General features: G+C 37.6%; 12 protein-coding genes and 1 other annotated feature. Of the genes, 4 read left to right on the top strand and 8 right to left on the bottom strand.

Features of this window, described 5'->3' with window-relative positions; genetic code table 11:
- Positions 1-14: 14 nt before the first annotated feature.
- Both WQ54_RS06045 and WQ54_RS06040 read right to left on the bottom strand, forming a co-directional pair.
- The gene (locus WQ54_RS06045; RefSeq protein WP_046513533.1) at positions 15-347 is read right to left on the bottom strand and encodes a YolD-like family protein; all 333 of its coding nucleotides are present in this window, start codon (positions 345-347) and stop codon (positions 15-17) included.
- 55 nt (positions 348-402) lie between these two features.
- The gene (locus tag WQ54_RS06040) at positions 403-1665 is read right to left on the bottom strand and encodes a UV damage repair protein UvrX (RefSeq protein WP_197089551.1); all 1263 of its coding nucleotides are present in this window, start codon (positions 1663-1665) and stop codon (positions 403-405) included.
- Between the two features lie 242 nt (positions 1666-1907).
- Here WQ54_RS06040 and WQ54_RS06035 point away from each other — a divergent pair, with 242 nt between their 5' ends.
- The gene (locus WQ54_RS06035) at positions 1908-2102 is read left to right on the top strand and encodes a YqzH family protein (RefSeq protein ID WP_046513531.1); all 195 of its coding nucleotides are present in this window, start codon (positions 1908-1910) and stop codon (positions 2100-2102) included.
- A gap of 181 nt (positions 2103-2283) precedes the next feature.
- Here the strand turns inward: WQ54_RS06035 and WQ54_RS06030 are convergent, their stop codons facing one another.
- The 4 genes from WQ54_RS06030 to WQ54_RS06015 form a co-directional block, all read right to left on the bottom strand.
- Positions 2284-6513: a tetratricopeptide repeat protein gene (locus WQ54_RS06030; protein WP_046513528.1), complete on the bottom strand. Its 4230-nt coding sequence runs from the start codon at positions 6511-6513 to the stop codon at positions 2284-2286.
- A 462-nt stretch (positions 6514-6975) separates the two neighbouring features.
- Positions 6976-8061 carry an undecaprenyldiphospho-muramoylpentapeptide beta-N-acetylglucosaminyltransferase gene (locus tag WQ54_RS06025; protein WP_046513525.1) on the bottom strand — a complete coding sequence of 362 codons (1086 nt, stop codon included), beginning with the start codon at positions 8059-8061 and terminating at the stop codon, positions 6976-6978.
- A gap of 181 nt (positions 8062-8242) precedes the next feature.
- Positions 8243-9037: an SDR family oxidoreductase gene (locus WQ54_RS06020; protein ID WP_156177761.1), complete on the bottom strand. Its 795-nt coding sequence runs from the start codon at positions 9035-9037 to the stop codon at positions 8243-8245.
- Positions 9038-9048: 11 nt separating this feature from the next.
- On the bottom strand, positions 9049-10050 hold the full coding sequence (locus tag WQ54_RS06015) for an MBL fold metallo-hydrolase (protein WP_331435075.1): 1002 nt from the start codon (positions 10048-10050) through the stop codon (positions 9049-9051).
- A gap of 200 nt (positions 10051-10250) precedes the next feature.
- Positions 10251-10452 (top strand) — a binding site (T-box leader).
- 40 nt (positions 10453-10492) lie between these two features.
- Here WQ54_RS06015 and proC point away from each other — a divergent pair.
- Positions 10493-11335: a pyrroline-5-carboxylate reductase gene (gene proC, locus WQ54_RS06010; RefSeq protein WP_046513523.1), complete on the top strand. Its 843-nt coding sequence runs from the start codon at positions 10493-10495 to the stop codon at positions 11333-11335.
- A gap of 15 nt (positions 11336-11350) precedes the next feature.
- Here proC and WQ54_RS06005 read toward each other — a convergent pair whose 3' ends face one another.
- On the bottom strand, positions 11351-12766 hold the full coding sequence (locus tag WQ54_RS06005; RefSeq protein ID WP_046513520.1) for a PAS domain S-box protein: 1416 nt from the start codon (positions 12764-12766) through the stop codon (positions 11351-11353).
- A 287-nt stretch (positions 12767-13053) separates the two neighbouring features.
- On the opposite strand from WQ54_RS06005, the gene WQ54_RS06000 reads away from it, so the two are divergent.
- Entirely contained in the window at positions 13054-13479 is a 426-nt protein-coding gene (locus tag WQ54_RS06000) for a 3-hydroxyacyl-ACP dehydratase FabZ family protein (protein WP_046513517.1), read from the top strand.
- Between the two features lie 28 nt (positions 13480-13507).
- Positions 13508-13792, top strand: coding sequence for a hypothetical protein (locus tag WQ54_RS05995; RefSeq protein WP_046513514.1), 285 nt, complete (start codon positions 13508-13510; stop codon positions 13790-13792).
- Between the two features lie 40 nt (positions 13793-13832).
- Here the strand turns inward: WQ54_RS05995 and WQ54_RS05990 are convergent, their stop codons facing one another.
- Positions 13833-15461: a M20/M25/M40 family metallo-hydrolase gene (locus tag WQ54_RS05990; protein ID WP_046513512.1), complete on the bottom strand. Its 1629-nt coding sequence runs from the start codon at positions 15459-15461 to the stop codon at positions 13833-13835.
- Positions 15462-15630: the final 169 nt, after the last annotated feature.

The following is a 15630-nucleotide window of genomic DNA, read 5'->3' as shown; positions in this document are numbered from 1 at the left end:
GAAAGAACTCCGGCCTATTTTTGCTTCACATCAACAATTGCTGAAAATGACAGCTTAAAGCGCTGGCCGTTTTGTTCATCAACAATTCGAAGCGTATGTGAAATCGGGTCTATATAGTGGACATGGCCAGAGCATATGTGATGAAAATGGTCTTTATAGTACGTAAAAATAAGCTCCTTATGCTCTTCCATTGCTAAGCAAATGATTTCATTAAACTGTTCGAGCTGCTGCTCATCAAGCTCAGTCTTTTCTTGATAGGTATCGGCTTCTGACCAATCTCTTAATAACTTTACATGTTCAGGCAGCATCATTGATGTCCATTTAATATTTCCTCTGTCCCGTATCATGTATTCATCACCACCCTAACACTCGTTAACATTCTCTTTAGGCAGTATAGACTTGTTATGCCTTATGGCCGCCGACAAGCTTGGCACGGTGCTTGGCAGTTCCGGCCGGAGTGTACGACACAGCACGTAAAATCGCATCTGAACCATACTTTTGGCGAATGGAATCCATTACGTAACCAAGCGTTCGCTGCTTTGTACGGTTTGGCCGAAACAAATCAAGCTGCATCTCACAATCATCCTCAATATTTGACAGTGTAATCGATATTTGCCGAACTGTTTTATTAGCATAAAATTTCTCAAATAGCTGTAAACATGTTTCATAAATATCCATCGTAATATTTGTTGGCTGATCAATTGTTTTGGAGCGATAAAAACCACCGCCAAATTCATCACGGCTATAGCCAATCCCAAGGCTGATCGTTCGTCCTACCTTTTTGTGCTGACGTGCTCTGCGGGCAACCTCCTCACTGATTTCTAAAATCACATGCTTTACTTCCTCAGGATCGAGATAGTCACGAAGTAAAATTTGGCTTTTGCCGAAGCTGATTTGTCCTTGCATAATCGGTGCACCAACTTCCGACAAGTCTACTCCCCATGAGTGATAGTAAAGCTGATTGCCCATGATGCCAAATTTTTTTTCCAGAAGCTCGAGCGGGTAATGAGCCAGCTGCCCAACATTAAAAATCCCCATTCGATTCAACGTCTTTTGCACTCTCGACCCGATGCCCCACATTTTATTTAACGGCTCAAGCTTCCACAGCTTTTCTTTTACATCGTCATACGTCCACTCTGCTACCCCCGTCTTTTTTGCATCAATATCCAAGCATATCTTTGCAAGCAACATATTAGGCCCAATGCCAATTGCACCCGGAAGACCAAACTCACGCTTCATCTCATCACGAATTTTATTGGCAATTGTCCGGGCATCTCCCCAAATATGCTCGACACTATCCACTTCGATAAAACTCTCATCCACACTATAAGTATGGATCGCCTCCTTTGGTACATAGCGATGAAACAATTTCGTTATTTCTGTTGACATCCGGATATACGTTCCCATCTTCGGGTTAACAATCTTAATCCGCGGGTCATCCGGAACTTCAAAACGCCTTGCACCCGTTTTAATGCCAAATTCCTTTTTCATTCGCGGAGAAGCTGCCAGTACGATGCTTCCCTGCCGCTCAGTATCACCAACAACAACTAAATAGCATGTCAATGGATCCAGCCCCAGTAAAACCGCGGCACAGCTAGCATAAAAGCTTTTCATATCAATGCAAAGAATTTTTCGTTTTGGCAATTGATCGTAGTTTTCAATCATGGCCGCTTCCTCCAAATAAGAATGTATGTTCTCATTTATTATATTCATTATCTTAAGCGAATATACGTTCGATTTCAATGGAAGTTTCACCCATAGTACGAAAAGCGGAAGCACCTTGCTAGATCGGCGCGCTCCAATCCAGTTTTGGCTCCTAGACACGAAAACTAAGTAAAAACATTAATTTTTATGCCTTCGAAAAAAGCGAGGAAAAATGTATACTAGCAGGTAGGCGAGGTGTAATCATGGACGAAAAATTCTTATTAAAAATGCTCAGGAACAGCTTTTTACAATACGGCCGAGATCTTAATGAAGATCCGCTTTCGAAAGATGACTATATACAGCTAATTAAAAAAGCTGCAATAGAAAAAGATCCAAATACAGAGTGGTATGAGGTTATCGAGGATGTTGTATATGCCTATATAACAAATCAAGAATAAATAAGTTTGAGAATTCTCGAATGCTAGAATAAATCAGAAAGTTGCTAGAATCCTATCAAAAGTTGCAAAAAAACAGCTTAAAGTTGCAAAATTCAGCTTAAGCTTTAAGTTTTAGGTCATCAATCATCAACATTTGCAAAAGAAAAGAAAGGTAAGCACCAAAAAGTGCTTACCTTTCGTCCTATTCTGGTACAGGAAAATAACCTGCTTCTATTAATGGTTTTAGATCGTCATCCTCTTCCGCCAATTCCAGAAAATAACCTTCTTCATCTAATGCAAAAACTTGCTCCAATTGCTTTGCAGCCTCTTTCATCCTGCCAAGCCCAATAAGAAAACAAGCGCGGTTGTATAGGCAAAACAAATCATCCGGATTTAATTTCACAGCCTTATTAATCGTTTCCAATGCTTCCTCATCCTGGCCTTGACAGTGGAAAATAAGAGCAAGCTGATTAAAACAATCCGCATTGTTCGGCTCTAATTCGATTGCTGCTTTGCTTGCTTGTTCAGCCTCCGAAAACTTCTCCATTTGGAGATACAGTCTTGAAAGATTGAAATAGCCCTTATCAATCGTTGGCTCAATCGATAAACAGCGAAGATACATGCCCTCTGCCTCCAGCAAATCCTCTCGTTCTAATAAGACATAGGCCAATAAATTCATATATTCCGGATCTTCATTTTCAGCTAAGCAAAATTCAAGCAGTTCTTTCGCCTTAGTCAAATACCGAATTTGCTTAGAAGGTTTGACATTCATTAACTCTTCAACATATAAAGCTGCAAGACGATAAGCAATATCAACATTTGCGTTATGAGTAAATGCCTGCTCAAGCACTTTCATTGCATCGCTTGCAAGCTCGGCCCCGATGTAAAAATCAGCAAGCCACATCACAGCGTTAATATTTTCACGATCTAATTTAATAGCTGTTTCATAAAAACCAATAATCACACTAAAATGAGAGGTTAGCTTTGAAAAGCCTGTTAACTTTTTAAAAAAGCCTCTAGCTTCACTTACTTGTTCAAAGGAATTCTCCATCGGAGACACGGCATTTTCATAAGCAGCTGCGGTAAACATAAAAGCAAGACTTCTTTCAGCCTTCTCAAGCTTTAATTTTTTCAGATCATTTTCCAGCTTTAAAACCGATCGCAGCTTGCCTGAAAGCTCAATTAGAAGCTTATAAAGTTCTCGATCCTCTACATTCTGTTCAATAAGCGATAATACCGCAGCTTTAGCCTGCTTGCTTTTACCTTGTTTCATCCAAAGTTTTGCTTGATGAGATAGAAGCTGCGGATGATTTGGCCGATCATGCAAGGCTTTATTTAAATAAGCTTCCTCATTTTTAATATCGCCTAGCTTACCATATACATAAGCAATAGAATCAAGGATCAATGCTTTATCTTGCCTCTTCATTTGATCATTTAGGAAGAAGAGAAGCTCTTTAAGATCGGCGTTATCATCCATCACTTCAACTAAATCCTCTGCCTTGACACTAAAAGGATTCATAAGAAAAGACTTCAGCAAAAAATGCTTTTCCTTCACTTTATCCTTTTTGACAGAAGCAATCGAGGCAAGATCTAAATATGCCTGTACATGTGACGGATCAAGAGCAAGAACCTTATGATAATAAGCCTCTGCCTCTTCATAGTCCTCAAGCTTAAACGCCATTTCTCCTAAACGATAGTAGGGCAGAACTTCATTATCCTCAAGTACAAGAGCCTGCTCAAATTGATGCTTAGCTTTTTGGAAAAGACCATCTTTCTCATATAAACAGCCAATATAACATAAGTAATAAAACGAATGTTCACTAGTGCCGTGCTTTAACTGCTGTTCTAAAAATGCAATTCCGCGCCGAGTATAGGCTGTATCACCTACTGCCTCAACATACATCTCTAAACAGTCATTAACATGGTGGGTAGCATGAATGATACCTTTTTCAATAAAGTTTAAAGCAAGCTCATAAAAGCTACGTTTATCCTCTGCTTCAGCAGCGGCATCCCAAAGAAGCTTGCCTCCATTTATTAAAAATTCACTATTTTTCTTAAAATCGTCTGCAAGTTTTGCCATAAAAGCAAATAACTCGTCATACTTTTCTTCAGCTTTTAATACGGAAGCTAATGAAATCCAGGGAAATACATCATTTGGATTTAAGTTAGTAGCACGTAAAAGATAAGTACGTGCTTCTTCATAGCGCTGTGCACGTTCATATAAATCCCCAAGTTCATTAAGCAAAACATCCGACTCATTTGTTTGTGAAAGACCATCAAGCAGCACTTGCTCGGCTCGTTTCTCATTCCCATCAAGTAACTCATATAAGCTTGCAAGCTCGCGATAGGCAAAAGGGATGTCCTGATCTAAAGAGATGGCTGTCTTAAAGCCTTTTCTGGCAACATGATAACGTCCAAGCTGATAATCACAACGTGCCCGTTCATACCATAAATAAGCATCATGCTTATTTGATTTCAATAATTGATGAAAAATCTCACGGGCTTCTTCAAATTTATCTAAATCGAATAAGATCACACCGTAATTAATAAGAGCAAACAGATCCTCATCATTAATATCCAGGGAAATGTTTGAATAGTAGAGAGCTTTTTTATTATCACCTACATAATAAGAAGAAAGGGCTAAATATGACCAGATCATATGATCCTCAGGTTCATATTGCAAAGCCTTATTAAATGCCGCAATAGCGGGCAAATATTCATTTAACTCATAATAAATTCTTCCTTTTAAGAACCAATAAGAAGCTTGATTCCGTTTAGTAAATGGATGATCAAGGCATATGAGCGCTTTTTCGAGCTGCTTTGTTTGACAATAAGCATGTGCAGTAATAAGCTTGCAATATTCATTGTTTCCCAGCTTAAGATTAATCGTTGTTATAGCTTTTTCCAGCATTTCTTGACTAACAAGTTTTGGGATATATCGTAATGTATAAGCAGCAACAAGTAATTCACCAAGATGATCATGAACAAACTCTTCTTCTTCAGCTGTTAAGGAATCTTCTTCAACTTCAGCCAAGCTAAGCATTTTACATACAACCTCATGCTGATATTTATTTAATGACAGGATTTTTTCAGGTTGATCATTTGGAACGATTGCTAAAGCTAAGACATTATTATTCCCGAACTCCTTCTCGAGGTCGGTATAATGAATTTGGTGATATTCTCGAAAATTCGGATCCTGCACATGAAAAACTTGTAAATTATCGTCATAGCCGACAAGGACCTGAACATGTGATGACATAGGATAATCAACATTTATCATGACGCCAGCCTGCGTATTTAATAAGGATTTAAACAATTCAACAGAACCATAAAAAAATTGACAAGCATACCCCTGCTCTTCAAGGTATTCTATTGCTTTGGAGAGCTTAGTTCCCGTCACTGAGAAAACCGAATCAGCAATGACATCTTGATGAATATATTGATTAAACTGACTTAGCACCATCTCTAAGCTTGCCGGAACACAATAATTGTATTTTTGAATCGCTGGTTTATACGTGACTAATTTTGTTGGTAAATTGACTGTTCCAGTAAACTCTTTAAACAGGGATTGCTTCGATAGATAAGGACGTTCACTTAGAAACGTTGTCAGCATAGGTAAATCTTGCTCATAATAATAACTCTCAGCCAAATAGTCCTCAAATAAACTTTTATAATCATGAAAGGGAGTTAATTGATTTATTTCGGCAATGGCTGTTCTCATTTCCGGCCAATTCTTATTTTGATAAAACAGGCGAACCTTTTCAACTAAGAGCTTAGGGTAATGTGGGTAATGAGCCAATCCTTCCTCCAACATGAAATTAGCTCTTTCATAGTCACCATGAATGGCATAATGTTGAATTAAAAGAGAATAAGCAGTCACACCATCCTTTTTATCAAGTTTCCCCTGCTCGAGAAGTTCAATTGCCCGCTCCCAATCACCCTTCTGTAAATAATAGTAGCCCCAACGGGTATTCATTGGCACTTTTGTAAGTTCCGCACATTTTTCCATATATGTCATTGCTTCTGAAAAACGCTGCATGGTCATAAGCGTAGCTGCAAGCACAAAGGAAAGCCTCTCCTCTTCTTCCTGAGTAAGCTCTTTGTTAGAAAGCTCTTTTAAACGTTTCTCAGCTTCTATTAATTTATGATCATTTACTAATTCCTCACAATACCAGATTGTCATCATAGGGGTTTTAATCCTGTCTATGGTAGCTTTTACAAGTATCGCAGATAATTTCTCCATTAATGCGATATCCATCACCTTTAGATAATCTTTTATAGCAGCCTCATTTTCAAATGAATTCAGCCACTGGCGAAAAGCAGATAATGAGCCAGCCCTCTTCACTTGATGAAATTCTTCTAAAAAAATGGATATGGCTTCATTATACTGAGACCTTGTTAGTAATTGATCGAAGGTTGTCGTTGTTTTCATTATGTTCCCTCACTAATAAAAATAAAAAAACACTTGCCAATTAATCTAAATATACTTTTTTTCAATTCATTTGCAATCTATTTTTTTCAAAATAAGGAAAATTAAAAAGCAGCATCATTTTTTAATAATGCCGCTAAATTTATTCTTCTGTTTCTAAAACATGATAGAAATCTATAGAGTCAATTTTTTCAATTAAGTCTGTATCAGATTAAGCATTTTCTCCCCCACACTTACACTATGGGGAAACTTTGTCAGCTTTTACAGATTTTGTGCCTTCACTTTGTTGTTTTTACTCATTTTAATCCCCAATATTTCTAATTCTGTGACAGCACATAATCGATTAACTCCGAAAAAGGTGCTATAACCTTTGGCAATAATTTTTCCTTCATATTGTTCAATCCACTTTATTGAATTCTGCAGTCGGGCTTCCCGATTATATCCCTTTCGACTAGGTCTTTCTTTTTAGACATTCTTCCCCTGATTAGTAAGCAAGATTTCATTTACCAAGATAGAAAGTGCATCTCCAATTGAAGAATGTTCCATGTTCATTCTTACTTCTTTCCTTTTTTTCTCAATTAAATCCAAGCTGTTTAGCAATGATTCACTTGTAAGATTTTCTTCTTTTAATGTAAGAGAGTATCCCTTTTCTTCGAAGGACTTTGCATTAAGGATTTGATCTCCCCTGCTTTGCTGCAAGCTTAGAGGAATAATAAGCATGGGGATTTTTAATGCTAGAAATTCAAAAATAGAGTTTGAGCCGCCTCTTGTGATAACAAGATGTGTAGCAGCCAATATGTCAGCTAATTCTCCATGAACGTATTCAAACTGTTTATATCCGGAAACGGCAAAAAGGCTGTCATCAATATTATTCTTTCCACATAAATGAACAATTTGATATCTGTCTGTTAGCTGATTTAAGGATGCTCTGACTGCTTTATTAATTTTCTTTGCCCCTAAACTGCCCCCCATAATTGTTAAGATTGGACGCCGATCATCAAACCCCAGAAAACTTCTGCCTTTATCTGCTGAACCATAAAATATCTCTTTTCTAATCGGTGAACCAATCGCTTTTGTTTTATTTTCTGGGAAAAACTTTTTTGTTTCTTCAAAAGAGGTAAATATTTTTGCAGCAAACCTTTGAGAAATTTTATTAGCTAATCCCGGTGTCATATCACTTTCATGAATAAAAATAGGAATGCTTAATGACTTAGCTGCAACAATAACTGGAACAGACACAAATCCGCCTTTTGAGAAAATTAAATCAGGTTTCAATTTTTTTAGAATCTTCCTTGCTTCAGAACAGCCTTTTAACACTCTGAATATATCTACAATGTTTTCAAAATCTAAATATCTTCTAAGCTTTCCACTGCTTATACTAAAATAAGGAATATTGATTTTTTTTATTAACTCTTTTTCTATCCCTTTTTTAGAACCTATATAATAAATATCCAAGATATTATTACGTTTTATTTCTTCAATTATTGCAATATTTGGTGTAACATGACCTGCAGAGCCTCCGCCAGTAAATACAATTGTTTTTTTCGACATAAACCCTCCCGAACGTTTCAGTGTTATATAGTATAAATTATATCGTTATTAACACTCTTTTTTTACCATGAAGTACAAAAATTCGTCTATAACCTTGTTCCACAAATTAAATTAGGTTTGATTCCAACTAAAAAGGCTTAGTACCTAGTGGACTATGCCTTTGATAAAAAGAAATCACTTTTCACTTCTTAAAAAACGCCTTCCCGGCAATTCGTTCAAACAGCCTCGGCATGACTTGATAAAGAGTACTTCCCGTATTCATCCAGCCTGGTAGATTGATTTCACGTTTTGGTGTAAGCATAGCATCTACGATTATCCGCGCAACCCTATTTGGGTCGAGCATCCAGCGTTCCACATTTTTTACATAATCCCCCTGCTTGTCGGCAATCGTGAAAAAATCTGTTTTGATAGGACCGGGGTTTACCGATGTTACAAAAATATTGCTTGATTTAACCTCCATCCGCAAACTGTTTGTAAAGCCTATTACAGCATGTTTGGTTGCAGAATAAAGACTGGATTTGGGAGTTGCGATCTTGCCGGCCTGTGAGCCAATGTTTATAATATGACCCTTTTTCCTTTCTATCATGGCAGGCAGCACCATTTTTGTACAGGCAACTAAGCCATATACGTTTACTTCAAACATGCTTTTCATTTCATCAAGGGAAGCATCCAGCACATCATTAAAGATTCCAAACCCGGCATTATTGACAAGAACATCAATAGGCCCGACTTCCTGTGCAATGTTCGAAAAAACGCGCTGAACAGAATCAAGATCCTGAACATCGAGTATGTAGTATGTGCATGAGACCCCATAATCACGTTTAATTTGTTCTGCAAGCTCTGTTAACCGTTCTTCTCTTCTGGCTAATAAAATAAGATGTGCACCACGCTTGGCACATTCAATGGCAATTTTTTCACCAATGCCGCTTGATGCCCCTGTAATCGCAATATGGCATCCTTGTATTCGTATATTCAACTATTTCACCTCTACCGTTCATTGGCAATATAAAGGGATGACTCCCTGGACGTATCTACTTTAATTTGACCGATATTTTCCAAATAGTCAAGCTGTCCGATTGTTTCCGACATTGTTAAGAGCGGCTGTTTATGATAAATCGTTGGAAACAATGCCTGACATACTTGAAAAGCAGTTAAGGGCCTATCCTCAAGAAAACGAAGAACGAGATCTGCCCGTTCCGCTTGCTTTTTTAAGCGAAGGGATATTAGCTCATGCGCTTCTTCAATCAATTCTCCATGCCCTGTGTACACCAGCGAGACCGGTATCTCTAACAACCTTGAAATGGACTCGTTTAACTGGAGCTGCGGCCGCGGGCGTTCTATTGAATTTGCCATCGGCGGCTCTAATAATGGGTTGGGAGAAATATGTTTTAACAATAAATCTCCTCCTATTACTACCCCTGACCTTTCCTCATATAAAACGATATGACTTTGAGCATGCCCAGGTGTTTCTAGGATTCTCCATCCAGCTAGACTGCTAATTTCCTCTCCATCATGTATAAAATGCTGTAAATTTCGATTGCAGGAGAATTCAAGTGTTTGATTCAGCCTTTTTAAATAAGGGAAAAATTTTTTATCCACTCCAAATTCAATAAACAGTTTTTCAAAGAACATGGTTTGTTCTGCCAAAAATTGCGGATCTTTTTTTAACCATGGTGTATTATAAGGATGTCCCCACACTGGAATTTCCTCGCTAAAATAGTCCAACATACCGACATGATCAGGATGGTGATGGGTAATCACGACTTGGTCAATGTCCTGAGGGCTGTACCCAAGTTCTTTTAGCTGGGAGTGAAACGCTTGCCAAGCCTCCTCAGTCTTCGGACCAGCATCCACTAGTGTTAAATGATCCCCCTTAATTAAATACACATTCACATCTCCTACTGGAAAAGGTGTAGGGAGTTCCAGTTTAAAGATTTGGTTTCCCCGTTCAAATGGTTTCATTCTCTCAGCCCCAATTATTATTTTCAAATAAAACTCCTCATGGTACATCACACAAACTTACTACTATTTTACCTTCAAACCACCTATTTGTCATTATATTCAAATAATTCAATTAACATTCTTTCTGAAAATACTTGACAAGTACCTGTCCTCAAATGCATAATGAATAAAAATTCAAGAGAATACAGTAAAAAAGCAAATTTATAATTTCTTAAAAGACAAAAAAAGTAAAAGCATTGACTAGGACCAGTAAATTGGAAGCAGCAAAAGAGAGTGGGGCTCAAGGCTGGGAGGTCCCATAGCACCGCTTCCTTTTGAACCTACCTATGAGCTGTTAGGAAAACCTAACCGTATTTCTGCGATAAAGAAACGAAGCAGGGAATATCTATTCCAACTAAGGTGGTACCGCGGAGCCATTCCGTCCTTTTTAAGGATTGAGTGGCTTTTTATATTGTGCTTTTAAAGGAGGATTTTTATGGAGAAGATTGGATTTATCGGCGCAGGTTCAATGGCAGAAGCCATGATCGCTGGTTTAATAAAAGGTGGAGTGTTTAGGCCGGAACAGGTGATTATTGCAAATCGTTCGAATGCTGAGCGGCTGGAGGAATTATCGAAAAAGTATGGAATCGAAACCACGCATAATAAAGTAAAATTAACACAAGAGGCAGACATTATCGTGTTAGCGATGAAGCCAAAGGATGTTAAGGAAGGCATTGAAGGCATTCAAGAATTTATTCATAACCAGCTGGTCGTTTCCGTGTTAGCAGGTATTTCCATTGACACAATCACATCCATTATAGGCAAAAAAACAGCCATTATTCGTGCAATGCCAAATACTTCGGCCGCCATTGCCAAATCAGCTACTGCCATCGCGGCTAGTGAAGAGGTAACAATGGCACAAATAAAAAAATGCCAATCGTTATTAGAAGCAATTGGTATCTGCAAGCTTGTTGAAGAAGATCAACTAGATGCTGTAACAGGTTTATCAGGCAGCGGTCCGGCATATGTCTATTTCCTAGTTGAGGCCATGGAAAAGGCTGCCATCGAAGTGGGCTTAGAGCCGAATGTAGCCAGAGAGCTGATTGTCCAAACTCTACTCGGTGCCTCAGAGATGATTGCAAGCTCTGATAAACACCCCTCGCAATTACGAAAAGAAGTCACAAGCCCTAACGGAACAACCGAAGCCGGAATAACGATCCTGCAAGAGAGAGGGTTTGAAGAAGCTATTATCTCATGTATAAAACGCGCAACAGAGAGATCACATGAATTAAAAACAATGTTTTCAGAAGCACTGATCACGTTAAAAAAATAAAAAGAAGCGGTTGTCTCAACCAAAGATAGCCGCTTCTTTTCCCAATTTTTTATCCTCACTTATCGGAAGGTACAGTTCAACAATGGTTCCTTTGCCAACCGTACTTGAAATGTTCACTGTTCCTCCATGGGAATGAATAATTTTAAAAGTCGTCATCATCCCAAGACCTGTTCCTTTTTCTTTTGTTGTATAAAATGGTGTGCCGATTTTGGTTATTAGTTCCTTTGAGATCCCTACACCTTGATCAGCAATTTGAATAAAAATTCCAGCTGAACCATGTTTCTTGCCAGTAATCGTTATTTTACCGCCATCAGGCATTGCTTCTATTGAGTTTTTAATTAAGTTAATAAACACTTGTTTTAATTGGCTGGCAATACAATGAATCTTAGGCAAGTTATCAAGTTGAACGTTAACATCCACCTTATTCATTAAGGCTTGCGATCCAAAGAGTGTAACGACATCCTCGATCATTTTCTCCACTCTTTCATCGCGATAATGATGTGCTTGGGGCTTAGCTAAAATAAGCAGCTCACTTGTAATCATTTCAATTCTTGATATTTCATCAGACATGATATCTAAATACTCACTATTGATTTCCTTCAGGGTATTTTTATATAGTTGTAAAAATCCCTTTATCGATGTAAGAGGGTTTCTAATCTCGTGTGCAATTGAAGCAGCAAGTTGTCCAACAGCTGTTAACTTTTCAGATTCAAGCAGCATTTTTTCCGTTCTTTTTTCTCTTGAGATGTCTCGAGCAATTCCATAAACCCCGACAATTTCCCCATTAACTATAATTGGCATATTCGTGACCTTCACTTCAATGATTTGCCCGTTTTTATGAATAGTCTTTGTTTCATAATGCTGAATGGCTCCCTTAGCAGCATTAGTATAATAAGTCTCCGTCTTTTCAATTTCATCAGGTGTAATTAATGGCATATAGGACATTTGTAAAAGCTCTTCTTCTTTGTAACCTAGTAATTCTTCCATAGCATGGTTAACACTGAGAAAATTCCCTTCTAAATCAAAGGAGTATACAGCAGCCGGATTATTTTCAAAAAGAGACTTATAGTGCTGCTCTCTTTGTGAGGATGAGTGTTTACTATCGGTTATATCTTGAAAATAAACAGAAAGGCCATTTGGAGAGGGATAAATCCTTACTTCAAACCACGTATTAATATGGGGTGAGTATTCTTCGAAAACAATAGATATTTGTTCCCGCACGGCCATATGATAATATTGATATGTTTGAAGATCAACAGTCTTAGGGAACACTTCCCATATGCAGTTTCCTAATAATTGTTCCTTCTTATGACGCAGCAGCCTAGTTGCCTCTTTATTAACATAAGTAAATTTCCATTCTTCATTTAATGCAAAAAAAGCATCTGTAATTCGATCTAATATTTCATATGGGTCAATATCTTGAATATGCATTTCCCTAACCTCACAACGATTTTCTAAGCATATAATACCATATATAAACTCAATTTCGGTATCTAATTAAAATGAAACTTCCATTAGTGGGAGTTTTCACGAAGGACAGGATGTACAAGTGTTGACTTTATGATATGAAGTGGCGAGTTTAATCAGCAAATTCCCCATTAATCTCTTAGTTACACGTAACCTTGGAAGGGGGCTTTACTGCCCATTAAGAAGGAATTAATAGCTTCTTTCCAAGGGCCTGGTATATAATGGTGGTAAATGTAAAAAGGGGATAATTGATGAATTCACATCATTCTATTATTCAAACAGCTCTTCCACATCGCTACCCATTCTTAATGGTTGACAAAGTCCTCGAGATTGATGAAGGAAAAGCCGTAAAGGCAGTAAAAACGATTTCGGAAAATGACTGGTACATAACCAATGATCACGGCGTTATGCCAAATTTCCTTGTCATTGAAGCGCTTGCGCAACTTGGTGCTTTTGTCGCAAAGGATCAAAAAAACCAACTGGGATTCTTAACATCTATTAAAGGAGCGGAATTTATACATGAAGCTTCAGTAGGTGATCAAGTCCAGCTATTTTATGAGGTGAAACGATTGAAGAAGGGCTTTGTTCTTGGTAAAGGCTATGCTGAAGTAAATGGGCAGCCAATCGTAAAAGTAGATGAGATTGTCATTTACCAGACCAGCTCTTCAAATGAATAAATCTATTGCTACTATATGGTGATTGATCATGAAGGTAAACCTTTTAGAGCTTCCAGATCGTGAAAAAAGAATCTTTGATCAAATAACAAAGTTAAAAATACGTGAAAAACAAATGCTTTGGTACCTCATAAAAAAGACTAACATTGAGGGAATTGCTCTTTATCCTATGATCGAAAAAGAAATGATCCCTTTGATAAAGCAGGAATTTATCGCAATTAATGAAATCTACGAAGGTGAAGGCTTTAGCTTTTTCATTTTACAAAAAGCACCCTATCTTCTTAGGCAGCTAAAAAAACTAGGTAAGATCGGATGACTTTTAAGGATCTTATGTTTTTAAAGTCATCCAATCTTACCTATTTTTCCCCTTCAAAAATTGTTTTGATTGCAATAGATAAAAGCTCTGGCAAGATTTCAAATGCATAGGGTATGTGTAATCGTTCCGTCCATTTATGAGGATCTCTACCAACTGGTCCAATATTTAAGATAGGAATATTTAAACGTTGCATCTCGCTTAACGGCAAAGAATATCCGTTTCCGTAAAGAGGCATATTGGCTGTTAATTGAGACACAGCTTTCCCATTGTCGTTCAGCTGGACAAAGCTTAAATCACATAATCCAGGAAAGTAATTTTGCTGCTTAAGCTCAATCTGATAGTTCGCCTCAGCATAGGCAGTCATATATTCAACTGTTTTTTGGATCATTGCATTTCCTTTAGAGGATACAGAAGGATAATAAGGAGGACTATAAAAGAGCACAATCATCGCTCCATATTCCTTACATAAGCCAGCTAATTCCGCTACAATTCTAGTGGAAAGATCCCGTTCATCTTCAGCTCCACTCTTTAACAATAATTCCCTTATTCTTCTTTCAATCGCTTTTTCACCATATTTTTTCTTTGCTATTTGTAAAAGTTCCATGAAGGTTAAAACCTTTACCTTTAAATCTAGTGGAGAAAATGAAATAAGCTTATGATAATGTTGACTTCGCTTCTTATAAAACTCCTCCACGTTTAAAGCAGCTTCTTTTACAACTTGCAAGAGCTTACAATGTAGATCGCTGATTGAGCCATTCATGATGAACATATTATACATGGATATGGACGTATGGGGAATTTGAACGGAATACTCCTCTTTTAAATCCTTCATCTTTAAACTAGTAGGCGGTGGTGAGATTTCCACTCCCTCCTGCTCACAAAAGTCAGGATTCAATTCCAACAAGCGGTTTAACTCAGAAAGTAACAGATTAGCATTAAGTCCTGAAAATGGCTCCCCTGCATGTGTTTCGATACCGCTGCAATAAAAGCTGGCAAGAACTTTTCCGATTGAACCTGTGTAAATATAATAGTTTTGATCTTCCGGGTATTTTGCAAACATAGGTTCAGAATTAATGCATGCTTTATAAGTTAAACCAAAACGTTGCTTTAGTTCATCTAAAACAGGGACAGCACTTATCATCCCTGCTGAATTAACCTCTTCATCTGGAACTGAAACTAGTAAGAGGTTTCCCTTAAAATCTCCATTTATTGCCCTTTCTACCATCGTTAACTGGACAGCAAGACCAGCTTTCATATCCATAGTGCCTCTGCCAAATAACCACTCGCCGCTTTCAAGATCTTCCCTTACTTGCTCAGGTAATTGAGAGCTTCTTGCCTTTAGCACATTTGTTAGCTTTAAAGGTTGAAAAGATAATGAGGTTAAATCACCATAATCCGTTACATCCACTACATCAAAATGATTTAATAAAACCACGGTTTCGTTTGTATCTCCTTGTTTTACCAATGCGGTTACAAAGGACCTTCCATTGTTTACAGGATGAAGCTGTAGAAAATCAGGATTCTTTTTAAAATATTTTTGTTCTTTTAACAAATAATAAAGATATTTACCTAAAGCAATCTCACCTTGCGATCCTGTAATACTTGCGTGCTCAACCAATTTGGTTAATAGTTTAACCAATTGCTCCTTTGTTTGCCAACTCCCTTGCAAAGCGAACCACCTGCCAACTATTTTTTTTCATTGTATTAAAAATTCAGCTTTTGATAAAGGATGATTCTACCAGTTTCATATTTATTAGTGAATTAGAATACAGGCAGATAACATGACGATCTGGAAATACTTTTGTTATTATTTTCCTGAACAAAAAAAGATTATGGAG

This window comes from Bacillus sp. SA1-12 (assembly GCF_000981385.1).
GTDB lineage: Bacteria > Bacillota > Bacilli > Bacillales > Bacillaceae > Metabacillus.
This window is presented reverse-complemented; position numbering and strand designations above follow the sequence as displayed.